Origin of the sequence: Herbiconiux sp. VKM Ac-2851 (genome assembly GCF_013205105.1) — a bacterium.
GTDB classification, from domain to species: Bacteria; Actinomycetota; Actinomycetes; order Actinomycetales; family Microbacteriaceae; genus Herbiconiux; species Herbiconiux flava.
In genome coordinates, this window is record NZ_JABMLJ010000001.1 from 1,019,265 (window position 1) to 1,045,716 (window position 26,452).

The window sequence follows — 26,452 nt, forward strand, 5'->3', positions numbered from 1 at the left end:
TGCCCGTCTCGGGTCGCGCTGGTGCGGGTCAGCTGCCTGACTGGGCGGTGTCCCTGACCTCGGAGGCGGCACCCTGCGCCTCGTCCCTGACGGTCGACACGGAGTCCTGGGCCTCGCCCTTCACCGTGTCGACGGCCTCGGCGGCACTGGACTGCACCGAGGAGACGGCCTCCTTGGCCGGCTCCTTCAGGTTCTCGGCGACACCCTTGGCCGCGTCGGCGACCTCGTGCACGAGGGGCTGCGCCTGCTCCTTGAGGTTCTCGGCGATCTCCTTCTCCTTGGTGCTGGCGGGCACCAGGGAGGCGGCGAGGAGGCCGACGCCGAAGGCGATCAGGCCGACGGCGAGGGGGTTGCCCTCCGCCTTGGCCTTCGCCGCCCCGCCGACGCCGCCGATGCCCTCACCGGCCGAGCCGGCCGCCGACGAGACCGCGTCGCGGGCGTCGCCCGCCGCTCCCATCACGCGGTCGCGCACGGAGCCGACGGCTCCGCGCACCCTGTCGGTCTGGCGGTGCACGATCTTCGAGGGCGTGACCTTGTCGGCCAGGGCGTCGACGTCGCTCCCGAGCTCGGCCCGGGTCGACTCGATGCGGGCACGGATCTCTTCGGGTGAATCAGTCATCGGTTCTCCTCATTTCTCTTCACGGCGTCGGGGATCCTCTTGACGCTGTCCACGGTCTGGGGGGCACCCTTGACCGCCTTCATCTGCTTCTTGCCCTGGAGGTAGAGCACCAGGGCGACGATCGCCCAGATCACGGCGACCACGACGGCCGACCAGGCGTTGCCGATGAGGTAGCCGAGACCCCACCAGAGGGCGATCGAGAGGAAGAGCACGGCCATCAGGGCGCCGTAACCGGCCCCCGCGTAGAGGCCGGAGCCCTTGCCGGCCTTCTTGGCCGAGTCGGTCAGTTCGGCCTTCGCCAGCTCGATCTCCTGACGCATGAGCGTCGAGAGGTCGCGGGTGACCTCGCCGAGCAGGTCGCCGAGCGAGGTGTTCGCGGCCTTCTGCTCGGAGGGGGTGGGGACGTCGGTCATGGCCGCAGCCCCTCGTCTCCCTGCGCCTGCACGCGCTCGGTGTAGACCGGGGTGTCCTCGGGTGAGACCACCGGGGGGACCACGGGGGTGGTGTAGGCGGGGGTCGTCGTGGCGGGGGCGACCGTCTCGGCGGCACCGAAGCTCGTGGCGACGGGGGCGTCACCGGTGCTGCCGGCGCTGCCGGTGCTGCTGCCGGTCGAGGTGCTGCTGGTCGTGGTGATGCTGGTGTCGCTGCTCCCGCCGCTCGCGAGCGAGCGCGTCAGGCGGCCGGCGAGCACGCCTGCGACCGCCGCGACCGCGATGAAGGTGCCCGGCTTCCGGCGCGCGAACGACTTCACCTCGTCCAGCAGCGATCCGGGGTCACGGCCCTCGAGCCAGTCGCCGACCGCACCGACCCGCGACGCGGCCTGCCCGACGAGGTCGGAGGCCACGCCCGGCGAGTCCTGGCTCGAGGCCATCCGGCCGAGCTCCTCCCCGAGCGAGCGCAGACCCGCGGCGGCCCGCTGCTGCTGCTCCCCTGCCTGGTCCTTCAGCTCGCTCTGCGTGCGCTGGTAGAGGTCGCGCACCTGGGATCCCGCCTCGTGGGCGACCCGGGCGGCCTCGTCCTTCGCCACTCCGGCGACGTGGCCGGCCTCCGTGGTGGCCGTGTCCTTCAGCTGACCGGCCTGGGCGGTCGCCGTGTCCTTCACTTGCGCGGCCTGTCCGGCTGCACCGTTCTCCGACATCAGAGTTCCTTCCGTTCGGCTGTCCATGTCCCCCACCAACACCTCGCAGGGGGTGGGGCGAACGGGGCTTCCGAACGGCGCGGCCGATCGCTACAATCCAGGCGCGCGGATGCGCGGACCGCCATTACCGCCTCAGGCGCTCCCGGCGCAAGGCCCTGTGCACCGGGACAGCGACGCGGCTCGATGGGTGGATGAGTTCCCCCCGGCACCCCCGGCACGACGGAATCCGATGGGCCGGCTGAGCTACGGCACCACGACGCTGGACGTCGACGACCGCACGCTGGCCCATCTCTCCATGGTCATCAGCGCGAAGCTGCGCCGCGGGGAGGGCTTCCAGTTCAGCTGGAGCGACGGCCAGGCAGGCGGCAACGGCCGCACCTCGATCTGGATCAGGCCCGAGCTGCCGCTCATCTTCTCGTTCGTCCGCGCCCGCACCGAGTCGATCAACCGACGCTGGATCGACGAACTGATGCGCTCGGCGGATTCACCGAGCGGACTCCAGCTCCGGCCGGAGCCGGACGCGTAGACGCCGGGCCCGATCACGGTCCTGGCGGAGCGGCTACGCCTGAGAGTTGTCCTCGATGGGCAGCAGCGCCAGGGCGACGCCGGGCGTGATCAGAAGGCGTGCCTCCTGGGGCACACCCTCACCGTGGTTGACGATGAGCCAGCCCGGCTCGCCGCTGCGCACAATGGTCTCGATCTCCTTCTGGAGAACGTCGACGTCCCGGCCGCCCACCGAGTAGTGGTTGCCGGCGTAGTCGATGTTGATTCTCTTCATGTCACGCTTCCTCTGAATGCTCCAGACTGTGCCCCCGGAACCGGTTTGGCAATGCCCGGGCCGAAACCGGCAGTACTTGGTACGGTTTCCTGCATGGCCGATGCTTTCACCGATGCTCTGCAGGAGCTCCGGGAGTTCGACGGGGTCGACGCCTCCCGCCTCGCCGAGCCCATCGCCCGCAGCTTCCCGGTGTCCGGCGCCTCGATCTCCACCCTCGGCGAGATCCTCACCTCCGAGACGGTCTCGGCGAGCGACCCGCTGGCCGCGCGCCTCGACGAACTGCAGCTCGACCTCGGCGAGGGCCCGTGCTGGGACGCCCTGCGCACCGTCTCCCCCGTGCTGGAGCCCGACATCCGCCACCGACCGCGGGGCTCCTGGCCGTTCTTCCTCCCCGCCGTCGCGCAGGAGGAGATCGGGGCGGTGTTCGCGTTCCCGCTCGTCATCGGCCACCTGCGGCTGGGGGCCGTCGACCTCTACTCCGTCGACCCGACGACCCTCACGCCCCAGCAGGCCCGGCAGGCCTCGGCAATGGCCGCCGTGGTGAGCAGGCTGGTCCTGCGACGCGCCCTCGAGGCCGCCTCCGACGACGAGCCGGTCTCGGCACCGATCGACCGCTACTCCCGGCGCGCCATCCATCAGGCCACCGGGATGGTGATCGCCCAGCTCGGGGTGTCGGTCGACGACGCGGAGATGCTCGTGCGCGGTCACGCCTACGCCGAGAGTCGCACCATGGCCGAGGTGGCCGACGACATCCTGAACGGCCGCCTGCGCTTCTCGGTCGACGGGGACGGCATCGAGGACCTCGCGTGAACGGCGAACTGCGGGAGACCCGCCTGATCGAGGGCTTCGCCACCCTGGCCGACACACTGGTCGAAGGCTACGACGTGGTGGATCTGCTGCAGACCCTCGTCGAGATCTGCCAGGACGTACTGGCGGTCGAGGCCGTCGGGCTGCTGCTCGCCGACGAGACCGGCGAGCTCGACGTGGTCGCGTCCACGAGCGAGGATCCCCGGCTCGTGCACACCATGCAGCTCGGTGCCGAGGCCGGCCCCTGTCATCGCAGCTTCGAGACCGGGGAGCAGGTCAGCCTCGAGCGGCTGGACGACGCTCCCGACGAGTGGGGCCCCTTCCGGAAGGCGGCCGAGCAGCTCGGCTTCGGGGCGGTCGCGGCGGTGCCGATGCGCCTCCGCGAGACGCGCATCGGGGTGCTCAGCCTGTATCGCCTCGAGCAGACTCCCCTGTCGGGCGCCGATCTCCGAACCGCCCAGGCCCTGGCCGACGTCGCCACCATCGGCATCCTGCACGAGCGCGTGTTCCGCGAGACCGACGCCGTGCGTACCCAGCTGCAACGCGCCCTGAACACCCGGGTCGTGATCGAGCAGGCCAAGGGGGTGCTCGCACACACCCACGGCGTGTCGACCGAGCAGGCGTTCGACCTGCTGCGCGGCTACGCCCGCTCCAACCGGCTGGGCCTGCACGACGTGGCCCAGCGCCTCGTCGGGCGCACCCTGATCTTCTAGGCGGCCGGCGATCTTCTAGCGGGCGGCGCCGGGCGCCCGGGTCGCGCCAGGCGCCCCGGCCGCGCCCGGCGTGGTGGTGCGGCTCTCGGTCGCGTCGTTGTGCGGCCGGTTCTCGGCGATCCAGGCCAGGCGGCGGAGCGTCTCCACGTTGCGCACGTAGAGCGGCATGTCGAGCACCAGCGAGGGCACGAACGCACCAGGCCCCTTCACCGCGCGCTCCCGGATGCGCACGAGCGATCCGTCGCCGCGGGGCTTCACGTCGACCGTCACCCGCGCCTCGCCGATGGGCCAGCCCGCCGGCTGGATGACCATCCGATGCGGCGGGTCCCACTCGAGCACGGTCGTCTCGTCGTCGATGACGGTCGGCCAGACGCCGAAGGAGTGGTGCAGCTTCGTGCCCACCCGGGGCCAGTCGTCGTCGACCTCGCGCATGCGGGACGCGCCGACGACCCAGACGGGGAACAGCCAGCCGTCGGCGAGCACGTCGAAGACCTGCTCCGGGGTGGCTCGGATGAAGCGGACGTTGGTCGACATGGTGGTCACCTTTCCGGTGGAGGGGCGATGACGCCCGGCGAGGGGTTCAGCGAAGTGGGGTTCGGCGAAGCGGGTTCAGCGAAGCGAGGGCGGGGAGTCGATGCCGAAGTCGGCGGCGAGCGAACGGCGGGCCGCGTACCAGCCCGCCAGGCCGTGCACACCGGGCCCGGGCGGGGTGGACGAGGAGCAGAGGTAGACGCCCTTGGCGGGGGTCGCCCACGGGTTCAGCGAGAGCCGCGGCCGGGCGGCGAGCTGCACGAAGTCGGCCGCACCGGCGGCGATGTCCCCGCCGATGTAGTTCGGGTCGTAGCTCTCCAGCTGCACGGCCGAGCGGGCCGACGAGGCCAGCACCAGGTCACGGAAGCCCGGTGCGAAGCGTTCGATCTGCCGGGTGATCGCCTCGGTCGGGTCGACGGTCGACCCCCGGGGCACGTGCGTGTAGGTCCAGAGCACGTGCTTGCCCTCGGGGGCGCGGGTCGGGTCGGCGATCGAGGGCTGGGCCGCGAGCACGTACGGCGACTCGGCGTGCCGGCCCTCGGCGACGGCCCGCTCGGCGGCGGCGATCTCGGCTCGGGTGCCCCCCACGTGAACGGTGCCGGCCTGCCGGAGCAGCTCGTTCGTCCAGGGCACCGGGCCGTCGAGCGCGAAGTCGACCTTGGCGGCCGCGTTGCCGTAGCGGAACCGTTCGAGCCGCGCCCGGAACCGCGCGGGCAGCCGGTCTCCCGCGATCCGGGCCAGCGCCCGCGGCGTGACGTCGAGCAGAACGGCCCGCGCCGCCAGCAGCTCGTCGAGGCTCGTCACCTCGGAGTCGGTGACGATCTCTCCCCCGTGCGCGAGGAGGTCGGCCGCCATCGCGTCGACGATCGCCTGGCTGCCGCCGATCGGGATGGGCCAGCCGCGCCCGTGCGCGTAGGCGCCGAGCGACAGCGCCGCACCCGCCGTGGCGAGCCCGGGCATCGGCAGGATGGAGTGGGCCGCGACTCCGGTCAGCATCGCCGGCGCGACCTCGCCCCGGAAGCGCGCGTTCCAGAGGGGCGAGCCCTGCTCGAGCGCCCGCAGGCCGAAGCGCGCGGCGACGAGCGGATGCGCGGGGATGCGCAGGAGCGGGGAGCCGGCGAACTGGGCGACCCGGTCGGCCTCCTCGGCCAGCGGGCCCATCAGCCGCATCCACGCCGGGCCGTCGGCTCCGAGGTGCTCGGCCGTCCGCCGGATGTCCCGGAACGCGATGCCGGCCTCTCCCCCGTCGAGCGGATGCCCGTACGACACCTCGGGCACCACGAGTTCGATCCGGCGCTCGAGCCCGAAGCTGCGGAAGAAGCCCGACGCCAGGGCCATCGGATGCACGGCCGAGCACAGATCGTGCAGGAAGCCCGGGAGGGTCACCTCCGCCGAGCGCGCACCACCGCCGATGGTGCTGTCGCGCTCGTGCACCTGCACCGACAGCCCCGCCCGGGCGAGGGTCACGGCGGCGGCGAGACCGTTCGGCCCCGCGCCCACGACGATCGCGTCGGGCGTCGAATTCATCGCCGGCCGCTCAGCATCGAGCGTGCGGCGAGGCCCAGCGCACCGATGCCGGCGGCGGCGCCGGCACCCGCGATCGAGAGGGCGAGCGGCCGGTGCAGGATGTACCAGACCTCGAGCGAGCGGGTCTTCGCCTGGTCGCTGAAGATGCCGCGGGCGCCCTGGTCGCCGGGGGTCGGCTCGTAGAGGTTCGTCGGCAGCATCGGCTCGGTCTTCTCGGGCGCCTGCTGACCGTCGTAGCCGGTCTTGGCGAGGTACCAGTCGAGGAAGCCCGCGACGAAGCGGTTGCCGATGACGGTCTTCGCGGTCGGGCCCCCCACCCAGGTGCGCCGGCGCGGATGCTCGGCGACGTGCGCGATCACGCTGGCACCGACCTCGGGCTCGAAGATCACGTCCATCGGCTGCGGGTGGTGCGGCAGCGCCGACTTGACCCAGTTGAACTGGATGGTGTTCATGGCGGGCATGTCGACGGTCGAGATGCGCACCGGGCTCTCCCGGTGGATCAGCTCGGTCGTCACCGACTCGGTGAAGCCCTGCACCGCGTGCTTCGCGCCGCAGTACGCCGCCTGCAGGGGGATGCCGCGGTGGGCGAGGGCGGAGCCGACCTGGATGACGTGCCCGCGCTCCCGCGGGATCATCCGCGTGAGCGCCGCCCGGGTGCCGTTGACGAAGCCGAGGTAGTTCACGGCGGTCGCCCGCTCGAAGTCCTCCGGGTCGGTCTCGACGAACTCCGCGAAGGAGCCCACCATCGCGTCGTTGACCCAGAGGTCGATCGGGCCGAGCTCCCGCTCGACCTGGTCGGCGGCCCGCTCGACGGCTTCGCGGTCGGCGACGTCGGTCACGATGCCGAGGCCCCGACGGCGGTACGCCTCGATCTCCTCGACGACCCCGTCGAGTCCGTCGGTGCCGCGCGCGAGCACGGCCACGTCCCAGCCCCGGCCCGCCAGTGCTCGAACGGTGGCCCGCCCCAGTCCGGCCGTGCCTCCGGTGACGACGGCGACTCCCCTGCTCATGCTGCTCCTCTGGTGTCCGGCGGAGTGCTCCGGCCAGGTGGCCGGCCCGGTGGACTGTGCTCGTCAACGTACCCCGGGCCGATCCGGCCCGCTCGCATCAGGCGATCAGGTGCTGCTCGGCGATCACCGAGCGCGACAGCACGGTGTAGCCCTCCCCGTCGAAGAACACGGTGATGCGGTCGGGGTCGACGCTCACCACGGTGCCCTCGCCGAGGCTCCGGTGGCGGATGCGCTGCTCCACCGCGAAGTCGCCCGGGCCCTCCGCCGTGTCGGCGAGGGCCGTGCCGGAGGCGTCGGGGCGCGCATCCGGAGCCGCTGCCCGCGTCTCGCAGAGGTCGCAGTGCCCGCAGAACGTCTCGGCGCCGTCGACGGGGGTGGTGCCGTGGACGGCGGTGGCGTCGTGGACAGGGGTGGTGTCGCCGAAGTAGTCGAGCAGGAAGCGCCGGCGGCAGCCGAGCGTCTCGGCGTAGCCCCGCATCATGTCGATGCGCGAGTGCTCGATGCGGGTGCGGCGCTCGTGCGCCTCGACCGCCCCGCGGACCGCCTCCTGCTCGTCGATCCCGCGCACCAGCCGAAGGCCCGCGCGACGGTCGATCACGGCCCCCGCCTCGGCGAGGAGGTTCACCTGCTGGGTCACCGAGCGGGCGGGCACGCCGGAGGCCTTCGCCAGGGCCGCCCGGGTCAGCGGGCGCTCGGCCGACGCGAGCGCGGAGACGATCGCCCGCAGCCGCGACGCGTCCGGCGAGGAGGACGCGAAGAAGCTGCGGAGCCCGAGGTCCTCCGGCCGGTAGTGCAGTGTCGTCTCGGCCGGCTCGCCGTCGCGGCCAGCCCGGCCGATCTCCTGGTAGTAGCTGTCGACCGAGTCGGGCACGTCGGCGTGCACCACGAAGCGGATGTCGGCCTTGTCGATGCCCATGCCGAAGGCCGAGGTGGCCACCACGATCTCGTGCTCGCCCGCGTGGAAGGCGGCGTACACCTCCTCCTTGACCCGGGCCGGGAGGCCACCGTGGAAGGCCGCCGCCCGCCGACCCCGCTCGCGGAGCGCCTCGGCGTACTCCTCGGTGGCCCGCCGGGTGGCCACGTAGAGCAGCCCGGGCACCTCGAGCGAGGCGAGCTGCTCGAGGACGGCACGCCGCTTCTCGTCGGGGCTCTCGTGCCGCACGACCGCGAGGTGCAGATTCGGGCGGTCGAAGCCGCTGACCAGCACCCGCGGGTCACGGAGGTGCAGCTTCTCGAGGACGTCCTCCCGCACGGGGGCCGAGCCGGTGGCGGTGAGCGCGACGACCGGCGGATGCCCGAGCCGGTCGGCGATCTCGCCGAGCCGGAGGTAGTCGGGCCGGAAGTCGTGCCCCCACGCCGAGACGCAGTGCGCCTCGTCGACGACGAACTGCACGACCCCGACCGCCCGCAGCCGGTCGACCGTCTCGTCGTTCGCGAGCTGCTCGGGGGCGAGATGGAGCGTGCGCGCTCCCGTGCCGTGCTCGGCCAGCTCCCACGCCGCGTCGTTCTCGGCCGCCGACTGCGCCGAGTTCACGGCCGCCGCCCGGAGCGGCCCGCCGTCCTCGTCGACGTGCCGCACCTGGTCCCACTGCAGGGCGATCAGCGGCGTGACCACGACGGTGAGCCCGCCGAGCGCGAGGGCGGCGAGCTGGTGGATGGCTGACTTGCCGTGGCCGGTCGGCATGACGGCCAGCAGGTCCCGGCCCGCGAGCACGGTCTGCACGGCGGCCTCCTGACCCTCCCTGAGGGTGTCGTAGCCGAGACGGCCGGCGAGCAGGGTGAGGTCGGGGGTGGTGGTCAACGGGCTTCCTTCCGGCACGCGCGCGGTCAGCGCATCCGGAACCGTACGCGCGCCGAAAACCGGCGGCACGGGGTTGACAGCGGGGCCCGATCAGGCGGGTTCGTCCCCCGCGGTGGTCGTGGTAGGGAGCGGCTCGCCGGGGAGCCCGAACACGTCGTAGTCGTCGTAGACGTCGGTCCAGCCGGCAGTCGTCGGCCCCGGCCGGGCGAGTTCGCGGAGTTCGCCGAGCGCGTCGGCGTCGACCGGTTCCGGATGCTCCGAGTCGGTGCTCAGCACGACGATCGGCGTGCCGGGCCCGAGGAGCAGACGGGCCGGCTGCACACACCCGTCGGGGCCGACGACGGGGATCGTGGCGACGCCGGTGGCCCCCGCCCGGCCGAGCAGCACCGCGTAGTCGAGCAGGGCGTCGGAGAAGGCGTCTCCGGTCAGGAGATCGGCCGCGCCGATCAGGATGCGCTTCACGGCCGCACGACCCTCGTCTGCCGTACGGCCTTCGGCTGGCTGGACATAACTACCCCTTTGCGTTCGTGTCGTCGAACACCGGGGTCTGGGGCGTCCCTCTCAGAGTACGCCTTCGGGGGTCAGGGAGGCGATGGCGGCCAGGACGTCCTCGACGGACACGGCGAGGATGGCCGGGTCGGGGGTGTCGGCGAACGCGTCGCCCCGGCGCTGCGCGGCGTCGGTCAGCACGATGTGCGGGCCCGGGGGCGGACCCCAGATCTCGGGCGCCGCCGGCCCGAACAGCACGACCGAGGGCCGGCGGTAGGCCGACGCGAGGTGGGCCGCCCCGGTGTCGGCCGAGACCACGAGCCGGGCGTGGGCGATCACGCCGGCGAACTCGGCCAGCCCCAGCTCGCCGGCCAGCACCCGGCCGGGTCCGAGCCCGGCCGCCCCCGCGACGGCGAGCGCCCGCTCCCGTTCGGCCGCGCTGCCGGTGAACACGACGTGGTGGCCGCCCTGCTCCAGCTGACGGGCGACGGCGGCGAAGCGGTCGGCGGGCCACAGTCGGGAGCCGTAGAAGGCGCCCACGTGCACGACGGTCGGCGCCGTGGTCAGCAGATCGGCGCCGAGCCGCCGCGCATCCGGAGCCGGGGCCGCGATCTCGAGCACCGTGTCGCCCGGGTCGGCCGGCACGCCGTAGGCACCGACCAGCCGCACCCAGCGCTCGCGCTCGTTCATCTCGTCGATCCACTCGGGCGCCGGTGCCGGAGCAGCGGGCAGACCGGGCACCTGGTGCACCATCGCCTGGCGGGCGCCGAGCGCGTCGACGATCAGGCGGCTCTCCGGCCCGCTGCCGTGCAGATTCACCGCGACGTCGATGCGCCCCGGTGCGATCGGCAAGGGGTCGTTCAGGCCGGGGGTCGGCAGCAGTGCGTCGATCCCGCCGACGAGGTCGACGATCGGCTCGAGCCAGCCGGGCACCGCCAGCACCAGCCGGTGGCCGGGGTGCGCCCGTCGCAGCCCGTGCAGCGCGGGCACGGCCACCAGCAGGTCGCCGAGCTTCAGGGCGCGGAGGGCCAGCAGCACGGGGCGGTCGTCGTCGTCGCGGGGATCGAAGTGCAGCATGCCCCCATGCAACCCGGAAGCCGTGCCGTGCGCCACCGTCCGACACCTGGGACCGGCGGAATGCAGCGGATTCCGGCGAGGGGCTTGACTCCGGGTGGGAGAAGAAGAGAAGACGGTGTTTAGTTCTCCGGGGAGCGGGGAACTCCTCCAGCATGCAAGCCAACGCCTCCCCCTCCGCCTGGCCGGCCGCCGTGCTGTTCGACCGCGACGGCACGATCGTGGTCGACGTGCCGTACAACGGCGACCCGTCGCGCGTCGAGCCGGTCGTCGGCGCCGCGGCCGCGCTGCAGCGGGTGCGCGACGCGGGGCTGGCCGTCGGGGTCGTGACGAACCAGTCGGGGATCGCCCGGGGGCTGGTGACGGCGGAGCAGGTCGACGCCGTGAACGCCGAGGTCGAGCGTCTCCTCGGACCCGTGGACGTCTGGCGGCTCTGCCCGCACGCACCGGGCGACGGATGCCCGTGCCGGAAGCCCGCGCCCGGGATGGTGGTCGACGCCGCCCGTTCGCTCGGGGTGCCGCCCGCCCGCGTGGTGCTGATCGGGGACATCGGGGCCGACGTCGAGGCCGCCCGCGCGGCCGGGGCGACCGGCATCCTGGTGCCCACCCCCGTGACGCGGGCCGAGGAGATCGTGGCAGCACAGCTCGTGGCGAACGACCTCGCCGAGGCGGTCGACCTGGCGCTCACGGCCCTCGTCGATCGGGTGCCCGCGTGATCCGCCGCGCCCTGGTCGCACGGCTCGACAACGCCGGCGACGTGCTGCTGGCCGGTCCCGCGGTGCGGGCCGTCGCCGCGTCGCCCGGTGTCGACGAGGTCTGGATGCTCGTCAGCCGCCAGGGCGAGGCCGCGGCCGCCCTGCTGCCGGGAGTCGACCGCGTGCTCACCTGGGACTGCCCCTGGATCACCTCCCCGCCGCCGGACGCCACCCGGGAGCAGCTCGCTCGGCTCGACGGGCTGCTCGACGAGGCCGCAGCCGGTGCGTCGCTCGACGTGGCCGTGCTGCTGACCTCGTTCCACCAGTCGCCGCTGCCGCTCGCCCTCCAGCTGCGGCTCGCGGGGGTGCCCCGCATCGTCGGCGCCTCGGTGGACTACGCCGGCGCACTCCTCGACGTGCGCCTCCGCCCCGGGGAGGACCTCGACGAGGACCTGCCCGAGCCCGAGCGCGCCCTCGCCATCGCGGCGGCGGGCGGCTTCGTGCCGCTCCCGGGAGACGACGGGCGGCTCGCGGTGCGGATCGGTGCGGAGGACCGCGCGTCGGCACAGGCTCTCGCGCCCGAGGCTCCGTACGTCGTGCTGCACCCGGGAGCCACCGCGTCGTCGCGGCGCTGGCCGGCAGAGCGCTACCGCGAGACGGTGCGCCTGCTGGCCGCACGGGGGATCCGGCCCCTGGTGACGGGGGGCGCCGGGGAGCGCGAGCTCACCGCCGCCGTCGCCGGCGGCGAGGGACTCGATCTCGCCGGCCGCACCGGCCTCGGTGCCCTGGCCGCCCTGATCGAGGGCGCCGAGGCGGTCGTCACGGGCAACACCGGCCCGGCGCACCTGGCGGCCGCGGTGGGCACCCCGGTGGTGAGCCTGTTCTCCCCCGTCGTGCCGGCGGTGCGCTGGGCGCCCTACCGGGTCGCCCACGAGCTGCTCGGCGACCAGCTCGCGGCCTGCCGGGGCACCCGGGCCGTCGAGTGCCCGGTACCCGGGCATCCGTGCCTGGCATCCGTGACGGCGACGGAGGTGCTCGAGACGCTCGGGCGCCTCGTGCCGCTCGCCGAGCGGGCGGGGGCGGCCCGATGAGGATCCTGGTGTGGCACGTGCACGGCGGCTGGATGGACTCCTTCGTGCGCGGCGGCCACGACTATCTGCTGCCGACCGGCGACGCCGAGCGGGGCGGTGGCATCGGCCGGGGCGGCCGCGACTGGCCGGCGACGACCGTCGAGGTTCCGTTCGCGGAGCTCCGGGACGCGGAGGTCGACGCCGTCGTCCTGCAGCGGCCGGTGGAGCGGGCCCACGTCGAACGGCTGCTCGGCCGACGGCCGGGCCGGGACCTGCCCGCGGTGTACGTGGAGCACAACACCCCGAAGGGCGAGGTGCCCTCGACCGTGCATCCGCTCGCCGATCAGAGCGCCGTGCCGATCGTGCACGTCACCCACTTCAACGCCCTGATGTGGGACTCGGGCCGCGCGCCGAGCCTCGTCGTCGAGCACGGCGTGCCCGACCCCGGCCCGCTCTACACGGGCAGCCTCGACCGGATCGGCGTGGTGGTCAACGAGCCGGTGCGTCGCGGGCGGGTGACCGGCACCGACCTGCTGCCCGCCTTCGCCGCGGTGGCCCCGCTCGACGTCTACGGCATGAAGACGGATGCGCTGCCCGGCGCCCTGGGCCTGCCCGACGGCCTCGTCACCGCCGCCGGCGACCTCCCGACCGCACTCCTGCACCCCGCTCTCGCGGAGCGCCGGCTCTACCTGCACCCGAACCGCTGGACCTCGCTCGGGCTCTCGCTGCTGGAGGCGATGCACCTCGGTATGCCGGTCGTCGCGCTCGCGGCGACCGACGTGCCCCGGGCCGTGCCGCCCGAGGCGGGGGCCGTCTCGAGCGACGTCGCCGAGCTGGTCGCTGCGGCCCGGCTGCTCATCACCGACCCCGACGAGGCCCGGCGCCGCGGCCGGGTCGCCCGGGAGTTCGCGCTCGAGCACCACAGCCTGTCCACCTTCCTCGACCGCTGGGAGGGCGTGCTCGCCGAGCTCGCGCGCGGTCGACCGACAGTAGGGAGCACCCGGTGAAGATCTCCATGGTGTCCGAACACGCCAGCCCCCTCGCCACCCTCGGCGGGGTCGACGCGGGCGGCCAGAACGTGCACGTCGCGGCCCTGTCCACGGCCCTCGCCGAGCGCGGGCACGAGGTGACGGTGTACACCCGGCGCGACTCGGCGACGCTGCCCGAGCGGGTGACGCTCACGCCGGGCGTCGAGGTCGTGCACCTCGACGCCGGCCCCGCCGAGCCCGTGCCGAAGGACGAGCTGCTGCCGCTGATGGCCGACTTCGGCGCACGGCTCGCGGAGCACTGGGAATCGGACCCGCCGGACATCGTGCACAGCCACTTCTGGATGTCGGGGCTCGCAGCCCTCGACGCCGCCGGCCGCGACGGGATCGGGGTGCCGGTGGTGCACACCTTCCACGCCCTCGGCACCGTGAAGAAGCGGCACCAGGGGCGCGACGACACGAGCGCGCCCGAGCGCACGGTGCTCGAGCCGATGGTGGGGCGCGGCGCCGACCGCATCGTCGCGACCTGCTCCGACGAGGCCTTCGAGCTGAAGGCCATGGGCGTGCCTGCCGGACGCATCTCGGTGGTGCCGTGCGGGGTCGACGTCGAGCTGTTCCGGCCCGACGGGGAGGTCGCCCCGCGGGGCGGACGCCGGCGCATCATGACGGTCGGTCGGCTCGTGCCCCGGAAGGGCGTGGGCTCGACGATCTCGGCGCTCGCCCGGCTCGTGGCCGAGGGCCGTGACGACGTGGAGCTCGTGATCGTCGGTGGCTCGACCGGGCCGGACGCGGTGCTCGAGGATCCCGACGTGCGGCGGCTCCGCACCCACGCCGAGCGCCTCGGCGTGCTCGACCGGGTGACCTTCCGCGGGCAGCTCCGCCAGGCCGAGCTGCCCGCGATGATGCGCTCGGCCGACGTCGTCGTCTGCGCGCCCTGGTACGAGCCCTTCGGCATCGTGCCGCTGGAGACGATGGCGTCGGGCGTGCCGCTGGTCGCCGCCGCGGTCGGCGGCCTGATCGACAGCGTCGTCGACGGCGTCACCGGCCTGCACGTGCCCCCGCGGGACGACCGCGCGATCGCCGCCGCCGTCGGCTCGATCCTCGACGACCCGGCTCTCGCCGCCGCGCTGGGAGCCGCCGGGCGCCGCCGCACCGAGCGGCGCTACGCCTGGTCGAGGGTCGCCGCGGAAACCGAACGCGCCTACCGGCAGGCCGCCGGGCAGGCCCGCCCAGCCGAGAGAGCACGCCGAGGGAGCGTCACGCTATGACGACGAGCAGCAGCACCACGAGCACCACGACAACCACGACGCGGCGCACACCCGCCTCGGTGCCCCTCCGCACCGCCGAGCGGGCGCTGCTGGGGCTGCACCTGCACGACCACGCCCGGGCGATGGCCGAGCTCGAGGCGCAGGTGCCCGTGATCGAGCGCTGGGGGCGCGAGCTCGCCGCCCGCCTCGGCCGCGGCCAGCGGCTGCTGGTCGCGGGCAACGGCGGATCGGCGGCGGAGGCCCAGCACCTGTCCTCCGAGATCGTCGGGCGCTTCGACGGCGAGCGAGCGCCCTTCTCGGCGCTCGCCCTGAACGCCGAGAGCTCGAGCGTCACGGCGATCGGCAACGACTACGGCTTCGAGCAGGTCTTCGCCCGGCAGGTCACGGCCCACGCCCGATCGGGCGACGTGGTGGTGCTGCTGTCCACCAGCGGGCGGAGCCCCAACCTCGTGGCGGCGGCCCGCGCGGGAGTGCGAGCGGGCGCCGCGACCTGGGCGCTCACGGGCGAGGGGCCGAACCCGCTCACCCGGGCGAGTGCGGAGTCACTCGCCCTTCCGGGCACGGCGGCGAGCGTGCAGGAGGCGCAGCTCGTGGCGATCCACCTGCTCTGCCGGGTGTTCGACCACGCCATCGCCACTGCCGGGCGGTCGTCGTGATCGTCACCGTGGTGGGCGACGTGCTGCTCGACGTCGACCTCGACGGCCGCACCACGAAGCTGAGCCCGGATGCTCCGGTGCCCGTCGTCGGCGTCACCGACCGGCGGGCGCGGGCGGGCGGCGCCGGCCTCGTCGCGGCCATGCTCGCGGGCGACGGCGGCGGCGTTCGCGGTGACGGCGGCGGTCAGAGGGGCGGCCTCCGGGTCGAGCTCGTCACGGCGCTCGGGGACGACGAGGGCGCCGGGGAGCTGCGGTCGCTGCTCGAGGAGCGGGCGGGCATCCGTCTCGTCGCCGGCCCCTCCGGCGCCCCGACGCCGGTGAAGACCCGGGTGCGCACCGACGGGCACGCGGTCGCGCGGCTCGACGAGGGCTGCGATCCCCCGCCGGCCCCCGTCGTGACCGAGCAGATGCTCGCCGCCGTGGCCGCCGCCGAGGTGATCGTCGTGGCCGACTACGGCCGCGGTCTCACGGCCGTGCCGGCCCTCAGGGAAGCACTCGCGCAGCGGGCCGCCGTCGTGCCCGTGATCTGGGACCCGCACCCGGCCGGCACCGAGCCGGTTCCGGGCACCGCCGTCGTCACGCCCAATCTGAGCGAGGCGCTCGCTCTGTCGGGAGCGTCGGGCCACGGCATCGCCGGAGCAGCCCGCGCGGCCTCGGCGCTGGCCGGGAGTTGGGGCGCCCAGACGGTCGTCGTCACGCTCGGCCACGAGGGCGCCCTGCTGCACCGGGCGGGGTCGGGGCCGCTGGTCGTGCCGGCCCCTCGAGTCGAGACCCTCGACCCCTGCGGCGCGGGCGACCGCTTCGCGGCCACGCTCGCCCGGAGCCTCGGCGAGCGATTCCCCCTCCCCGATGCGGTGCAGCGTGCCATCGACGAGGCGGCCGCCTTCCTGGCCTCCGGCGGCGTCGCCGGGCTGCGCAGCGCCGCCGATCGCGGGGAGCGGGCCGAACCGGCGGTGCTCGTCGGCGGGGGCCGTGAGGCCGTCGCCGTGGCTGCCCGGGTCAGGGCCGCGGGCGGCACCGTCGTGGCGACGGGCGGCTGCTTCGACCTGCTGCACGCGGGGCACGCCCGCACCCTCGCAGCGGCGCGCGCCCTCGGCGACTGCCTGATCGTGTGCCTCAACTCCGACGACTCGGTGCGCCGGCTGAAGGGCGCCGACCGGCCGATCATGAGCCAGGACGACCGCGTGGCGCTGCTGTCCGCGCTCGAGTGCGTCGACGCCGTGCTCGTCTTCGACGAGGACACCCCGGAGCAGGTGATCCGCCGACTCGAGCCCGAGCTCTGGGTGAAGGGCGGCGACTACGTCGCGGCGGCCCTGCCCGAGACGGCGGTGCTCGCGGAATGGGGCGGGCAGACCGTCACCGTGCCCTACCACCCCGGCCGTTCGACCACCCGGCTGGCCTCCGCGCTCGCGAAGGTCGGCTGACGCGCCTCCCGCGTCCTGTTTCCACTCTCTCCGCACCACGGCTGCAGCCGCAGCACCGACGAAAGGAACACCATGACCGAACGACGACCACTCGGACGCGTGCTGATCACCGGAGGGGCCTCCGGCCTCGGGGCGGCCGTCGCCGACGCGGTGGCCGCCGCGGGCGGCACCCCCGTCGTGCTCGACCTCGACGTGAGCCGGGTCGAGGGCCACGAGGCGGTGCAGGCCGACGTGTCCGACACGCGGGCCGTCGAGCAGACCGTCCGCGAGCTCGTCGAGCGCCTCGGCCCGCTCGACGCCGTCGTGACGGCGGCCGGGATCGATCGCTGCGGCCGGCTGCTCGACGTCGAAGCCGCGGAGTGGGAGCGGGTGATCGGGGTGAACCTCCTCGGTACGGTCGCCGTGGTGCGCGCCGCCCTGCCGTCCCTCACCGAGCGGCACGGCCGGGTCGTCACGGTGGCGTCCTCGCTCGCCCTGCGCGCGGTCAGCGACGCCACCGCCTACTGCGCCTCGAAGTTCGGCGTGCTCGGCTTCAGCCGCGCCCTCGCCGCCGAGACCCGGGGCGAGATCGGCGTCACCACGCTCATCCCGGCCGGCATGCAGACCCGCTTCTTCGACGACCGGCCCGACCAGTACCGACCGGGCGCCGACGCGAAGTTGAACGACCCGGCGAACGTCGCGAACGCGGTGCTGTTCGCCCTGCAGCAGCCGGAGGGCTGCGAGGTGCGCGAGCTCGTGATCGCGCACGAGGAGGAGCCGTCCTGGCCGTGACGAGCCGGCCCATCGGGCCGTGACGGGCAGCGGCACGGGGGCCGGCCGTGGTGCGGCCGGCCCCGTGCTCAGCGGCGGCGGCCGAGCGCCAGCACCTGGCGCACGTCGTCGAAGACCGGCCCGACCTCGACCTCGGCGACGAACGAGTCGTCGTGCTCGCAGCGCTCGGCCGTCCAGCCCGGCTGCCGCGAGTCCTGACCGCAGACGGGGCAGGCCGTCGTCCACGAGAGATGCACGCGGTGCTCCCGTCGGGTCAGCGGCCCGCCGTTGATCAGGTTGCCCACCCAGTAGACCGACACGGTCGGCGTTCCGACCGCCTGGGCGAGGTGCCGCGGTCCGCTGTCGTTGCCGACCAGCACGTCGGCCGACGCCAGCACCCCGACGAGCTCGGGCAGGGTCAGCGCTCCGGCGAGCGAGACGAGTCGGCCGCGCATCCGCTCGCCCCCGGCCAGGGCCACGATGCGCTCGGCCGTCGGCACGTCGCTCGCGTCGCCCACCACCACGACCCGGTGGTCGTCGTTGAGGGCGCGCCGGGCGAGCTCGGCGAACGACTCGGCGGGCCAGCGGCGGCGCGGGTCGGTGGCTCCCGGATGCACGACCACGACCCCCCGGAATGCGCTGTCGCCCCGGCCCCCGCCGAGCAGCTCCTCGCCGCGCCGCCGCTCCTCGTCGAGCACCCGGATGACGGGCTCCATCGTCACCGGCGCGGCGCCCGCCTGCGCCACCGTCTCGAGCCACCGCACCACCTCGTGCTGGTAGTAGAGGTACGGCACGGTGCGCTCCAGCGGCGCGGCGTCACCCGTCATGGTGCCGACCGTGTGCCGGGCCCCGAGGGCCAGCAGGAAGGGGTTGGAGTAGCGGCCTCCGCCGTGCAGCTGCACCGCCAGGTCGAAGCCCTCGGCGCGCATCCGGTCGTGGAACCGGGCGGTCGCGAGCGGATCGCCCGCGTCGTCGGCGCCGTGCACCCCGCGGGCCGCGGGCAGCAGCTCGACCCCGTCGACCGGGCCCGGGCGCCCTTCGAGCAGGGCCTTGTGCAGCGGGGTGCCGAGCAGGGTGATGCGGGCGTCGGGATAGGCCGCAGCGAGCGCGTCGACGGCGGGCATGGCGAACAGCAGGTCGCCGAGGCCGCCTCCCCGCAGCACGGCGATGCGGCGGATGCCGTCGAAGCGCTCCCGGAGCGGGGCCAGCGCGGGGCCCGGTGTCTGTCCCGGCAGGTCGGTCAGGGTCATCGTCATCCGGCATCCTCGTTTCCTCGTGCTGTTCCCCCTGAGTGCCCCGGAGAGCCCCGCGGGAAACATCGGATGCCGCACCGGGTGTGTAAGCGGCGGCCTCGCTGGGTACAGCACGGGTGACCGCGCCGCAGGCATCGCACCGCGCGGCACCGAGACGGCTCCGCGCGGCACCAGCCCGTGCGGCGTCGGCCCCCGCGGCACCGAGGAGGACGCATGCAGTTCGACAGCGACACCATCACCCCGCCCACGACGCCGGCCACGGCACGGGCCGCCGGATCGGCCGCCGCCGGATCAGCTGCCGCCGGATCAGCCGCACCCGGATCAGCCGCACCCGGCGGCGAGGTCGCCATCACCGACCCGCGCACCGGTGCCCTCGTCGGCTGGGTCGACTTCACCACCGACGATGAGCTGACGGCTGCCGTCGACCGGGTGGCGGCCGCCCTGCCGGGCTGGCGCCGCATCTCCCCCGCCGACCGGGGGCGCACGCTGGCGAACGCCGCGGAACTGCTCGCCGAGAGCGAGCTCGAGCTGGCCGAACTGAACCACCGCGAGACGGGCCGCCCGCTCGAGCAGGCGCTCGAAGGGGTGCGGGCCGCGGTGTCGACGCTCGTGCAGTACGCCGAGCTCGGCCCGCTGCACACCGGCCGCACCCTGCGCGGCGGATCGGGCGCCATCGACTACACGGTGCCCGAGCCCCGGGGCGTCGTCGCGGTGCTCACCCCGTGGAACGATCCGGTGGCGGTCGCCGTCGGTCTGATCGGCGCCGCACTGGTGACCGGCAACACCGTGGTGCACAAGCCGAGCGAGCGGTGCCCGCACCTCGGCAGCCGGCTCGGGGAGGTGCTGGCCTCGGCGTTCCCCCGCGACGTGCTGGTGTCGGTGTCGGGCGACGGCTCGACCGGGGCGCGGCTGATCGCGCATCCGGCCGTCTCGACCGTGGCCCACGTGGGATCGAGCGCCACCGGGGAGCGGATCGCCCGCGCCGCCGCCCTGACCGGAGCCCACGTCGTGCGCGAGAACGGCGGCAACGACGCCCTGATCGTCGACGAGGGCGTCGACCCGCGCTGGGCCGCCGAGCAGGCCGCCATCGGCGCCTTCACGAACACCGGCCAGCTCTGCACCGCCGTGGAGCGCATCTACGTGCACCAGGCCGTCGCCGAACCGTTCGTGGCGGCACTGGTCGAGCGGGCGGGCGAGCTGAACCGCTCGGGCGCTCTCGGTCCCCTGGTCGACGAGCGGATGCGGCAGGCCGTGCACGAGCAGGTCGCCGACGCCGTGCAGGGCGGCGCGACGGCCCTGGTGGGCGGCGAGGTGCCGGCCGGCCCCGGCTCGTTCTACCCGGCCACCGTGCTGACGGGCTGCCGCCCGGGCATGACGGTGATGCAGGAGGAGACCTTCGGTCCGGTGGCCCCGATTCAGGTCGTGCGCTCCTTCGCCGAGGGCCTGCGGCTGGCCGACGACGACCGCTACGGGCTCTCGGCCGTGGTGCTGACGCCGTCGATGGAGCACGCGCAGCAGGCGGCCGAGCAGCTCACCGTCGGCACGGTCAAGGTCAACGACGTGTTCGGCGGCGCCCCCGGAGGATCCGCCGAGCCGCGCAAGGCGAGCGGAAGCGGCTTCGGCTACGGCCCCGGACTGCTCGACGAACTCACCCTGACGAAGGTCGTGCACATCGGGACGCCGCGATGACGACCGCGGCCGAGCGCGGGGCGGGGGTCGGGTCTGGAGTCGGGGCCGGGGCGGGAGTCGGACACGGGGTCGGGCACGGCGTCGGGCCCGGGCTCGCCCTCGCCGAGCTGCCGGCCCTCATCCGGGCTCGCGCGCCGCGGGTGACGGTGGTGGGCGAGGTCATCCTCGACCGGTGGTGGCGCGGCCCCGCCCGGCGGATGAGTCGTGAGGCCCCCGTGCCCGTGGTCGATGTCGACGAGACCCGCTCCTGCCCGGGTGGGGCGGCGAACACCGCCGTCAACCTCGCGGCCCTCGGCGCCCGGGTGCGGCTGGTGACCGTCGTGGGCGACGACGAGGCGGGGCGGGAACTCGCACTCCTGCTGCAGCAGGCGGGTGTCGACACGAGCGGGCTGATCGAGCATCCGGGCGCCACCACCACGACGAAGACCCGGGTGGTTGGCAGCGACCAGATCATCGTGCGCAGTGACCGGCACGCCCCGCCGCCGACGCCCGAGGTGCACGAACGATTCGTGGCGGCCGTGCGGGCGGCGACGGATGCGCGCTCCGGCGCCGAGGCCGAGATCGTCTGCGACTACGGAACGGGCCTTCTCGGCGACCGTGTGCGCTCGGCCCTCGTCGGTCGCGACAGCCGCCCCGCGATCACGGTCGTCGACGCCCACGACATCGCGGCCTGGGCCGGTCTCGGTGCCGACGTCGTCACGCCGAACGCCGCCGAGGCCGTGCGCGCCCTGGCGGGAGCAGGACGGCGGCCGGAGTCCGCCGAGCAGCTGCGCGCCCTCGGCGACCCCGATTCCGACCGGCCGGCGGCGGCGACCGCGCTGGCCGCGGAGCTGCTCGCCGCCTCCGGCGCCGGGGCGGTCGTCGCGACCCTCGACCGCGACGGCGCCGTGCTGCTCCAGCCCGGCGCGCCCGTGCACCGCACGACCGCCCGGCCGAGCCTCGAGCAGCAGGCCTCCGGTGCCGGCGACACCTTCGCGGCGGCCCTGACTCTGGCCGTCGTCTGCGGCGCACCGCTCGCCCTGGCCACCGACCTCGCCCAGGCGGCCGCGGACATCGTGGTGCAGCAGTACGGCACCTCGGTCTGCGACTCCGAAGAGCTCGAGCGCTCGGTCGCCCGCAGCTCGCCCGAGCTGCTGGACGCGAGCGGTCTCGTGCGGGCACTGGCGGCCGATCGGGCCGCCGGGCGGCGCATCGTCTTCACCAACGGCTGCTTCGACGTGCTGCACCGGGGGCACACCAGCTACCTGCGTCAGGCCGCCCAGCGCGGCGATGTGCTCGTCGTCGCGCTGAACGACGACGACTCGGTGCGCCGGCTGAAGGGCGAGGGCCGGCCGGTCAATCCGCTCGCCGACCGGGCGGCCGTGCTCGCCGCGCTCGGCAGCGTCGACCACGTCGTCGCCTTCTCGGAGGACACCCCGGCGGCGCTGCTCGAGGCCGTGCATCCCGACGTCTACGCCAAGGGCGGCGACTACACCCCCGAGATGCTCGAGGAGGCCGCCCTCGTGCGGGCCTACGGCGGCCAGGTGGTGATGCTCGACTACGTTCCGGAGCACTCCACGACGGCCTTGGTCGACCGCATCCGCACCGGCACCGGCCCGGCGGTGCCCTCGTGAGCGGCGGCAGCCGCCGGGGCTCGGCGCGCTGGGGCCGGCCGGCGGAACCACCCGTCCCCGAGATCGACGTGCTCATCCCGACGGTCGGCCGCGTGGCCGAGCTCGCGGTGACCCTCGCCGGGCTCGCCGCCCAGGACGACCCGCCGTTCGGCGTGGTGGTCAGCGACCAGTCCGACGACTTCGGCTCCGCGCGGGCGCCGGCCGTGCAGGCGATGGTGCGGGTGCTCGCCGCGCAGGGACGCCCGGTGCGGCTCGAGCACCACGTCCCACGGCGCGGCATGGCGGAGCAGCGGCAGTTCCTCCTCGACGCCGCCCGGGCGCCGGCCGCCCTCTTCCTCGACGACGACGTCTGGCTCGAGCCGGGCCAGCTGGCGCGGCTGCACGGGGCGCTCCGGGCGAGCGGTGCCGGGTTCGTCGGTGCCGCACCGCAGGGGCTGTCGTACCTGGCGGATGCGCGACCGCACGAGCGGGCGTCGTTCGAGCCGTGGCGGGGGGCCGTGCATCCGGAGACCATGCGGCGCGGGGCCGTGGGCTTCGACCGCCTCTCGCTGCACAACGCGGCGAACCTCGCCCACCTGGCCGCCGACCTGGATCTGGACGACGAGGACATCGTGCTCTACCGGATCACCTGGCTGGGCGGCTGCGTGCTCTACGACACCGCCCGGCTGCGGGAGGCCGGGGGCTTCGACTTCTGGCGCGACGCCCCACCGGTGCACTCCGGCGAGGACGTCGCGGCGGAGTGGCGGGTGATGGAGCACTGGGGCGGGGCGGGCGTGCTGCCGTCGGGCGCCGTGCACCTCGAGGCGCCGACGACCATCCCGCACCGGCCGGTCGACCTGTTCGACGTGGTCTTCGCGCCCGCCGACCCCGAGGGATGACCGCCCCGGAGTGATGACAGACCCCGAGTGATGACAGAACAGATGAGAGAAGGAGACACCATGTCCGACACCCCCAACCCGATCCAGGTGCAGAAGCACCTCGGCGGTCTCGACTACCCCGCCTCGAAGGACGACATCGTGGCGAAGGCCGAGGAGTCCGGAGCCGACGACACCGTGCTCGAGGCGCTGCGCGGGCTGCCCGACCGGGAGTACGACGCGCCGACCGCGGTGAGCGAGGCGCTGTCGGGATCGTAGCCGGCGGGCTCATAGAGCAGTGGGGAGAAGGAGTCAAGGGTGTTCTCGGGCCCACGGTGCGGCCGTAGACCGAGTTCATGACACGACTCCGACTCTCCCCTGCTCCGGCCTCGCCGACCCTCGATGCGCCGGCCGTCGAGCAGCTGGTGCTCGGCCATCTCGCGCTGGCCCAGGCCGTCGCGCGCCGGTACTTCCGGCCCAGCGCCGGAGCGAACCAGAACGAGGACCTGCTGCAGGTCGCCTACGTCGGTCTCGTGAAGGCGGCGCAGCGCTTCGACCCGGAGCGCGGCGAGAACTTCGCCTCGTTCGCCGTGCCCACCGTCGCGGGCGAGATCAAGCGGCACCTGCGCGACAACGGCTGGATCATCCGGCCGCCGCGCCGCATCCAGGAGCTGCACGGGCGCGTGCGGGAGGCTGTGCCCCGGCTGACCCAGCGGCTCGGCCGGGCCCCGGGGCCCGCCGAGCTCGCCCAGGAGCTCGACTGCGGCGTCGACGAGGTGCTCGAGGCGCTCGCCTCCAGCACGACCCTGTTCCCGGCGTCGCTCGATCGTGCGGTGGGCGACGACGAGGGCGTACGGCTCTCCGACGTCATCCCCTCCGCGGGCGACGAGATCGGCGACGCCGAGACCTGCGCCACGATCGCCTACGCCTGCCGGGAGCTCCCGGAGCAGCAGCGGCGGATCATCTACCTGCGCTTCTTCGAGGACCTGACCCAGCAGGAGATCGCGTCCGAGCTGGGCGTCACGCAGATGCAGGTGTCGCGGCTGCTCGCCCGCGCCCTGGACGGACTGCGCCAGCGGATCGCCCGCGGACCGTCGGTGCGCTGGCGGGCGGCGGGACGCGCATCCGCTCATCTTGCCCGCACCCGTCTGGTCGCGTGATCAGGAGTTCCACCCGGTTGCAGAATACCCGGGACCGGAGGAAAGTGGATAGCCAGGGAGGCTGCCGGCCATGGGAAAGATCGTGTACGACTCGACCTTCACGGTCGACTTCGAAGACCGCGTGCTGGCCCACCTCCAGCTCGTCATCGGCGCCAAGCTGCGCCGAGGCGAGGCGTTCTTCTTCTCGTGGAAGGACGACCCGAGCAACGGCGACGGCCGCACCGTGATCTGGGTGCACCCGCACATCCCCCTGACGTTCAAGTTCTACGGCGGGCGGCAACCAGCGGTGAACCGGGCCTGGGTCGAGGCGCTGATGCTCACCGCCAACTCGCCCCAGGGGCTGCAGCTCGTCGGGGAGCCCGACGAGCCGGGCGCACCGGGCGACCACCTGCACGACTGAGGGCCATGCCTCGCTACGGCCCGGTAGTAAGGCGGGCTATGCGTGCTCGGCGTTCGCGGGCGGCGGGTCGTCGCGGTCGACCGACTTGATCGTCACGTGCGAGCGGCCCTTCGGGCCACCGGTCGCGGCGAGGTGCTTCGCGTAGGAGCGGAGTGCCGAGGCGACCACCCTGGCGTCGATGCCCACGGTCGCGGCGGCGCGCTCGGCGGCGGTGTGCGGCTCCCAGGAGACCGAGAGCGTCACCCGCGTCGAATCGTCGTCGACGGCGGCGAAGTCGGCCCGGCCGGTGAAGGCGAGGTCGCCACCGATGGTGCGCCAGGAGAGGTGGTCGTCGGGGATCTGCTCGAGGATCTCGGCGTCGAACTCGCGCGTGACGCGGCCGACCGAGAGCACCCAGTGGCTGTAGGTCTCGGAGGTCACCGCGACCGAGGACACCGGCTCGAGGAAGTCGGGGAAGGACTCCAGGTCGACCCACTGCTTGTAGGCGGCCGAGAGCGGGGCCTTCACCACGATCGAGCGGGTGGCCTTGCGGAGGGGCCGAGGGGTGATGCTATCTGCCATTGCCGTTTCCGTTGCCGTTGTTGTTGCCGGGGCCGCTGTTGCCGTTCCCGTTGCCGTTCCCGTTCCCGTTGTTGTTGCCCGGGCCGCTGTTACCGTTCCCGTTGCCGTTGCCGTTGCCGTTGCCGTTGCCGGGCTGGGGTTCCTCCGCCGGGGCCGGCTCCGGCTCGACCGGGGCGGGCTCCTCCACCGGGGCGGGCTCCTCCACCGGGGCCGGCTCCTCGACGACCGGCGCCGTGTCGCCGCCGGTTCCGGAGTCGGTGACCGGCTCCACCGGTGTCTGCTCCGCCGGCGTCTCCTCGACGGTGGCCGGAGTCGAGGACTCCACCACGGGAGGGGCCGTCGGGCTGACCGAACCGCCGGCCGCCCCGAGCCCGATCAGCACCGCGAGCACGCCGACCGCCAGGGCTCCAGGCACCGCGATCGCCAGGGCGAGCACCTTGGGGCGCCGACGCTCGGCACGGCGCTGCGTGCGCCGGGTCGGCAGCTCCATCGCCACCGTTCGGTCGAGCTCCGGCTCGAGATCGGACCCGATGTGCGGCTCGGCGATGGAGACGAGGGGCGCGGCCTCGAGCGGCGCGGTCGCGATCCCGGCCGCCGTCGCTGCGGCCGGCAGCTCGATCACGCCGGTCGCCGCGAGCGAGTCGTCGTCGGAGGCGGCGGTGGCGGGCACGAGCAGCGCGAGCTGCAGCTCCCGCGCGGCGACGGCCACGTCGAGGGCGGTGGGACGGTCATCCGGTCGCGGTGCCGTCATCGCGGTGAGCAGCGACTTCCAGCCGTAGCCGAGGCCGCCCGGGATCTCGGGGGTCTGGGTGACGCGAGCCATCAGCGACTCGTGCGTGCCGGTCTGCGGGAACGCCCGGCGGCCGGTCAGCGACTCGATCAGCAGCAGCCCGAGCGAGTAGATGTCGGCCGCAGGCGCCGGCGGTGCCCCGCGCACCTGCTCGGGGCTGAGGTACGCCGCGGTGCCCATGATGGTGCCCGGCAGGGTCACCCGGGTGCTGTCGACGAGGTAGGCGATGCCGAAGTCGGCGAGCTTCGCGCGGAAGGCGGGCCCCGGCGTCGAGCTCGGGCGAAGCAGCACGTTGGAGGGCTTGATGTCGCGGTGCACCACGCCGCGCTCGTGCACGACGTGCAGCGCCTCGGCGAGGTCGAAGGCCATCGCAGCCGCGTCGGCGGGCGCCAGCGGCCCGTCGGCGAGCCGGCCGCGCAGGGTGGGTCCCTCGACGAACTCCATGGCGAGGTAGCTGAGGCCGCCCTCCTCCACCCGCGCGTCGAACAGGGTCACCAGCGCGTGGTGGTTGAGCGAGGCGAGCACCCGCGTCTCGGAGACGGTGCGGCCCGACTCGGAGGGCTCGGTTGCACCCGGGCGGAAGACCTTGATGGCGACGGTGCGCCCCAGCAGCTCGTCGTTCGCGCGGTACACGGTGGCCATTCCGCCCTCACCGGCCGTGGCCTCGAGCCGGTAGCGGCCATCGAGGATCTCGCCGGTGCGAGGGACGTCGTCGGTCAGCAGCTCGCGCATCACCGATCCTTCCCGCGGGGGAATCCGCTCCTTCTTGCCTACCACGATCAGGTCAACAGCGATT

General features: G+C 74.2%; 29 protein-coding genes. 16 read left to right on the top strand and 13 right to left on the bottom strand.

All coding sequences use genetic code 11. From position 1 onward, the window contains the following. Positions 1-28: 28 nt before the first annotated feature. The 3 genes from HQQ85_RS04820 to HQQ85_RS04830 are packed head-to-tail and all read right to left on the bottom strand — an operon-like array spanning position 29 to position 1,757. Complete coding sequence (locus HQQ85_RS04820; protein ID WP_173181334.1) at positions 29-619, bottom strand: DUF3618 domain-containing protein; 591 nt, start codon at positions 617-619, stop codon at positions 29-31. Continuing rightward, positions 616-1,032 carry a phage holin family protein gene (locus HQQ85_RS04825; protein ID WP_173181335.1) on the bottom strand — a complete coding sequence of 139 codons (417 nt, stop codon included), beginning with the start codon at positions 1,030-1,032 and terminating at the stop codon, positions 616-618. Before HQQ85_RS04825 ends, HQQ85_RS04820 begins: the two co-directional genes overlap by 4 nt. Further along, positions 1,029-1,757, bottom strand: a complete 729-nt coding sequence (locus HQQ85_RS04830; protein ID WP_173181336.1) for a hypothetical protein — start codon at positions 1,755-1,757, stop codon at positions 1,029-1,031. Before HQQ85_RS04830 ends, HQQ85_RS04825 begins: the two co-directional genes overlap by 4 nt. A 187-nt stretch (positions 1,758-1,944) precedes the next feature. Here HQQ85_RS04830 and HQQ85_RS04835 point away from each other — a divergent pair, with 187 nt between their 5' ends. Next, the gene (locus tag HQQ85_RS04835; protein WP_371741761.1) at positions 1,945-2,283 is read left to right on the top strand and encodes an ATP-dependent DNA ligase; all 339 of its coding nucleotides are present in this window, start codon (positions 1,945-1,947) and stop codon (positions 2,281-2,283) included. A gap of 33 nt (positions 2,284-2,316) precedes the next feature. Here HQQ85_RS04835 and HQQ85_RS04840 read toward each other — a convergent pair whose 3' ends face one another. Further along, positions 2,317-2,535 carry a hypothetical protein gene (locus HQQ85_RS04840; protein WP_173181337.1) on the bottom strand — a complete coding sequence of 73 codons (219 nt, stop codon included), beginning with the start codon at positions 2,533-2,535 and terminating at the stop codon, positions 2,317-2,319. Positions 2,536-2,628: 93 nt separating this feature from the next. Between HQQ85_RS04840 and HQQ85_RS04845 the strand changes: the two genes are divergently transcribed. Together HQQ85_RS04845 and HQQ85_RS04850 are read left to right on the top strand one after the other, a co-directional pair. After that, positions 2,629-3,345, top strand: coding sequence for a GAF and ANTAR domain-containing protein (locus HQQ85_RS04845; RefSeq protein ID WP_173181338.1), 717 nt, complete (start codon positions 2,629-2,631; stop codon positions 3,343-3,345). Then, on the top strand, positions 3,342-4,055 hold the full coding sequence (locus tag HQQ85_RS04850) for a GAF and ANTAR domain-containing protein (RefSeq protein ID WP_371741762.1): 714 nt from the start codon (positions 3,342-3,344) through the stop codon (positions 4,053-4,055). Before HQQ85_RS04845 ends, HQQ85_RS04850 begins: the two co-directional genes overlap by 4 nt. Positions 4,056-4,070: 15 nt before the next feature. Here the strand turns inward: HQQ85_RS04850 and HQQ85_RS04855 are convergent, their stop codons facing one another. The 6 genes from HQQ85_RS04855 to HQQ85_RS04880 all read right to left on the bottom strand — a co-directional run bounded on the left by HQQ85_RS04855 (position 4,071) and on the right by HQQ85_RS04880 (position 10,490). Next, positions 4,071-4,589: an SRPBCC domain-containing protein gene (locus HQQ85_RS04855; RefSeq protein ID WP_173181339.1), complete on the bottom strand. Its 519-nt coding sequence runs from the start codon at positions 4,587-4,589 to the stop codon at positions 4,071-4,073. A 75-nt stretch (positions 4,590-4,664) separates the two neighbouring features. Further along, positions 4,665-6,113, bottom strand: coding sequence for an NAD(P)/FAD-dependent oxidoreductase (locus HQQ85_RS04860; protein ID WP_173181340.1), 1,449 nt, complete (start codon positions 6,111-6,113; stop codon positions 4,665-4,667). After that, on the bottom strand, positions 6,110-7,123 hold the full coding sequence (locus tag HQQ85_RS04865; RefSeq protein WP_173181341.1) for an SDR family oxidoreductase: 1,014 nt from the start codon (positions 7,121-7,123) through the stop codon (positions 6,110-6,112). The genes HQQ85_RS04860 and HQQ85_RS04865 overlap by 4 nt, the downstream gene beginning before the upstream one ends. Positions 7,124-7,220: 97 nt before the next feature. Further along, positions 7,221-8,924, bottom strand: coding sequence for a RecQ family ATP-dependent DNA helicase (locus HQQ85_RS04870; RefSeq protein ID WP_173181342.1), 1,704 nt, complete (start codon positions 8,922-8,924; stop codon positions 7,221-7,223). 90 nt (positions 8,925-9,014) lie between these two features. Continuing rightward, on the bottom strand, positions 9,015-9,386 hold the full coding sequence (locus HQQ85_RS04875; protein WP_173181343.1) for a hypothetical protein: 372 nt from the start codon (positions 9,384-9,386) through the stop codon (positions 9,015-9,017). Positions 9,387-9,485: 99 nt separating this feature from the next. Further along, on the bottom strand, positions 9,486-10,490 hold the full coding sequence (locus tag HQQ85_RS04880) for a glycosyltransferase family 9 protein (protein ID WP_173181344.1): 1,005 nt from the start codon (positions 10,488-10,490) through the stop codon (positions 9,486-9,488). A gap of 152 nt (positions 10,491-10,642) precedes the next feature. Here HQQ85_RS04880 and HQQ85_RS04885 point away from each other — a divergent pair, with 152 nt between their 5' ends. The 7 genes from HQQ85_RS04885 to HQQ85_RS04915 all read left to right on the top strand — a co-directional run bounded on the left by HQQ85_RS04885 (position 10,643) and on the right by HQQ85_RS04915 (position 17,357). After that, positions 10,643-11,203, top strand: a complete 561-nt coding sequence (locus HQQ85_RS04885) for an HAD-IIIA family hydrolase (RefSeq protein WP_173181345.1) — start codon at positions 10,643-10,645, stop codon at positions 11,201-11,203. Beyond that, on the top strand, positions 11,203-12,273 hold the full coding sequence (locus tag HQQ85_RS04890) for a glycosyltransferase family 9 protein (protein ID WP_173181723.1): 1,071 nt from the start codon (positions 11,203-11,205) through the stop codon (positions 12,271-12,273). The genes HQQ85_RS04885 and HQQ85_RS04890 overlap by 1 nt, the downstream gene beginning before the upstream one ends. Next, positions 12,270-13,259 carry a glycosyltransferase gene (locus tag HQQ85_RS04895; RefSeq protein ID WP_173181346.1) on the top strand — a complete coding sequence of 330 codons (990 nt, stop codon included), beginning with the start codon at positions 12,270-12,272 and terminating at the stop codon, positions 13,257-13,259. Before HQQ85_RS04890 ends, HQQ85_RS04895 begins: the two co-directional genes overlap by 4 nt. Beyond that, the gene (locus HQQ85_RS04900; RefSeq protein WP_173181347.1) at positions 13,256-14,506 is read left to right on the top strand and encodes a glycosyltransferase; all 1,251 of its coding nucleotides are present in this window, start codon (positions 13,256-13,258) and stop codon (positions 14,504-14,506) included. Before HQQ85_RS04895 ends, HQQ85_RS04900 begins: the two co-directional genes overlap by 4 nt. After that, complete coding sequence (locus HQQ85_RS04905) at positions 14,503-15,162, top strand: SIS domain-containing protein (RefSeq protein WP_254069108.1); 660 nt, start codon at positions 14,503-14,505, stop codon at positions 15,160-15,162. The genes HQQ85_RS04900 and HQQ85_RS04905 overlap by 4 nt, the downstream gene beginning before the upstream one ends. Beyond that, positions 15,159-16,586, top strand: coding sequence for a PfkB family carbohydrate kinase (locus HQQ85_RS04910; RefSeq protein WP_173181348.1), 1,428 nt, complete (start codon positions 15,159-15,161; stop codon positions 16,584-16,586). The genes HQQ85_RS04905 and HQQ85_RS04910 overlap by 4 nt, the downstream gene beginning before the upstream one ends. 72 nt (positions 16,587-16,658) lie before the next feature. Further along, positions 16,659-17,357, top strand: coding sequence for an SDR family oxidoreductase (locus HQQ85_RS04915; RefSeq protein ID WP_173181349.1), 699 nt, complete (start codon positions 16,659-16,661; stop codon positions 17,355-17,357). Between the two features lie 68 nt (positions 17,358-17,425). Here the strand turns inward: HQQ85_RS04915 and HQQ85_RS04920 are convergent, their stop codons facing one another. Further along, complete coding sequence (locus HQQ85_RS04920; protein WP_254069110.1) at positions 17,426-18,592, bottom strand: glycosyltransferase family 9 protein; 1,167 nt, start codon at positions 18,590-18,592, stop codon at positions 17,426-17,428. Between the two features lie 210 nt (positions 18,593-18,802). Between HQQ85_RS04920 and HQQ85_RS04925 the strand changes: the two genes are divergently transcribed. From HQQ85_RS04925 to HQQ85_RS04950, 6 genes are all read left to right on the top strand, one after another. Next, a complete protein-coding gene (locus tag HQQ85_RS04925; protein ID WP_173181350.1) occupies positions 18,803-20,278 on the top strand; it encodes an aldehyde dehydrogenase in 1,476 nt (491 codons plus the stop codon). Continuing rightward, positions 20,275-21,891 carry a D-glycero-beta-D-manno-heptose 1-phosphate adenylyltransferase gene (gene rfaE2, locus HQQ85_RS04930; RefSeq protein ID WP_173181351.1) on the top strand — a complete coding sequence of 539 codons (1,617 nt, stop codon included), beginning with the start codon at positions 20,275-20,277 and terminating at the stop codon, positions 21,889-21,891. Before HQQ85_RS04925 ends, rfaE2 begins: the two co-directional genes overlap by 4 nt. Continuing rightward, positions 21,888-22,769, top strand: a complete 882-nt coding sequence (locus tag HQQ85_RS04935) for a glycosyltransferase family 2 protein (protein ID WP_173181352.1) — start codon at positions 21,888-21,890, stop codon at positions 22,767-22,769. The genes rfaE2 and HQQ85_RS04935 overlap by 4 nt, the downstream gene beginning before the upstream one ends. A gap of 60 nt (positions 22,770-22,829) precedes the next feature. Next, positions 22,830-23,024 carry a DUF2795 domain-containing protein gene (locus HQQ85_RS04940; protein WP_173181353.1) on the top strand — a complete coding sequence of 65 codons (195 nt, stop codon included), beginning with the start codon at positions 22,830-22,832 and terminating at the stop codon, positions 23,022-23,024. 77 nt (positions 23,025-23,101) lie between these two features. Then, the gene (locus tag HQQ85_RS04945; RefSeq protein WP_173181354.1) at positions 23,102-23,905 is read left to right on the top strand and encodes a sigma-70 family RNA polymerase sigma factor; all 804 of its coding nucleotides are present in this window, start codon (positions 23,102-23,104) and stop codon (positions 23,903-23,905) included. Positions 23,906-23,975: 70 nt separating this feature from the next. Continuing rightward, complete coding sequence (locus tag HQQ85_RS04950) at positions 23,976-24,305, top strand: ATP-dependent DNA ligase (protein WP_173181355.1); 330 nt, start codon at positions 23,976-23,978, stop codon at positions 24,303-24,305. 36 nt (positions 24,306-24,341) lie between these two features. Here the strand turns inward: HQQ85_RS04950 and HQQ85_RS04955 are convergent, their stop codons facing one another. Both HQQ85_RS04955 and HQQ85_RS20730 read right to left on the bottom strand, forming a co-directional pair. Next, positions 24,342-24,866: an SRPBCC family protein gene (locus tag HQQ85_RS04955; RefSeq protein ID WP_173181356.1), complete on the bottom strand. Its 525-nt coding sequence runs from the start codon at positions 24,864-24,866 to the stop codon at positions 24,342-24,344. Beyond that, positions 24,856-26,388 carry a serine/threonine-protein kinase gene (locus tag HQQ85_RS20730; protein ID WP_254069112.1) on the bottom strand — a complete coding sequence of 511 codons (1,533 nt, stop codon included), beginning with the start codon at positions 26,386-26,388 and terminating at the stop codon, positions 24,856-24,858. Before HQQ85_RS20730 ends, HQQ85_RS04955 begins: the two co-directional genes overlap by 11 nt. Between the last annotated feature and the right edge of the window lie 64 nt (positions 26,389-26,452).

What these genes read in the sequence shown, in the direction of transcription:
- HQQ85_RS04820 (WP_173181334.1), bottom strand. Translation starts at nt 619, where the DNA reads ATGACTGATTCACCCGAAGAGATCCGTGCCCGCATCGAGTCGACCCGG.
- HQQ85_RS04825 (WP_173181335.1), bottom strand. Translation starts at nt 1,032, where the DNA reads ATGACCGACGTCCCCACCCCCTCCGAGCAGAAGGCCGCGAACACCTCG.
- HQQ85_RS04830 (WP_173181336.1), bottom strand. Translation starts at nt 1,757, where the DNA reads ATGTCGGAGAACGGTGCAGCCGGACAGGCCGCGCAAGTGAAGGACACG.
- HQQ85_RS04840 (WP_173181337.1), bottom strand. Translation starts at nt 2,535, where the DNA reads ATGAAGAGAATCAACATCGACTACGCCGGCAACCACTACTCGGTGGGC.
- HQQ85_RS04845 (WP_173181338.1), top strand. Translation starts at nt 2,629, where the DNA reads ATGGCCGATGCTTTCACCGATGCTCTGCAGGAGCTCCGGGAGTTCGAC.
- HQQ85_RS04855 (WP_173181339.1), bottom strand. Translation starts at nt 4,589, where the DNA reads ATGTCGACCAACGTCCGCTTCATCCGAGCCACCCCGGAGCAGGTCTTC.
- HQQ85_RS04860 (WP_173181340.1), bottom strand. Translation starts at nt 6,113, where the DNA reads ATGAATTCGACGCCCGACGCGATCGTCGTGGGCGCGGGGCCGAACGGT.
- HQQ85_RS04865 (WP_173181341.1), bottom strand. Translation starts at nt 7,123, where the DNA reads ATGAGCAGGGGAGTCGCCGTCGTCACCGGAGGCACGGCCGGACTGGGG.
- HQQ85_RS04880 (WP_173181344.1), bottom strand. Translation starts at nt 10,490, where the DNA reads ATGCTGCACTTCGATCCCCGCGACGACGACGACCGCCCCGTGCTGCTG.
- HQQ85_RS04885 (WP_173181345.1), top strand. Translation starts at nt 10,643, where the DNA reads ATGCAAGCCAACGCCTCCCCCTCCGCCTGGCCGGCCGCCGTGCTGTTC.
- HQQ85_RS04895 (WP_173181346.1), top strand. Translation starts at nt 12,270, where the DNA reads ATGAGGATCCTGGTGTGGCACGTGCACGGCGGCTGGATGGACTCCTTC.
- HQQ85_RS04905 (WP_254069108.1), top strand. Translation starts at nt 14,503, where the DNA reads ATGACGACGAGCAGCAGCACCACGAGCACCACGACAACCACGACGCGG.
- HQQ85_RS04915 (WP_173181349.1), top strand. Translation starts at nt 16,659, where the DNA reads ATGACCGAACGACGACCACTCGGACGCGTGCTGATCACCGGAGGGGCC.
- HQQ85_RS04920 (WP_254069110.1), bottom strand. Translation starts at nt 18,592, where the DNA reads ATGACGATGACCCTGACCGACCTGCCGGGACAGACACCGGGCCCCGCG.
- HQQ85_RS04925 (WP_173181350.1), top strand. Translation starts at nt 18,803, where the DNA reads ATGCAGTTCGACAGCGACACCATCACCCCGCCCACGACGCCGGCCACG.
- rfaE2 (WP_173181351.1), top strand. Translation starts at nt 20,275, where the DNA reads ATGACGACCGCGGCCGAGCGCGGGGCGGGGGTCGGGTCTGGAGTCGGG.
- HQQ85_RS04940 (WP_173181353.1), top strand. Translation starts at nt 22,830, where the DNA reads ATGTCCGACACCCCCAACCCGATCCAGGTGCAGAAGCACCTCGGCGGT.
- HQQ85_RS04945 (WP_173181354.1), top strand. Translation starts at nt 23,102, where the DNA reads ATGACACGACTCCGACTCTCCCCTGCTCCGGCCTCGCCGACCCTCGAT.
- HQQ85_RS04950 (WP_173181355.1), top strand. Translation starts at nt 23,976, where the DNA reads ATGGGAAAGATCGTGTACGACTCGACCTTCACGGTCGACTTCGAAGAC.
- HQQ85_RS04955 (WP_173181356.1), bottom strand. Translation starts at nt 24,866, where the DNA reads ATGGCAGATAGCATCACCCCTCGGCCCCTCCGCAAGGCCACCCGCTCG.
- HQQ85_RS20730 (WP_254069112.1), bottom strand. Translation starts at nt 26,388, where the DNA reads ATGCGCGAGCTGCTGACCGACGACGTCCCTCGCACCGGCGAGATCCTC.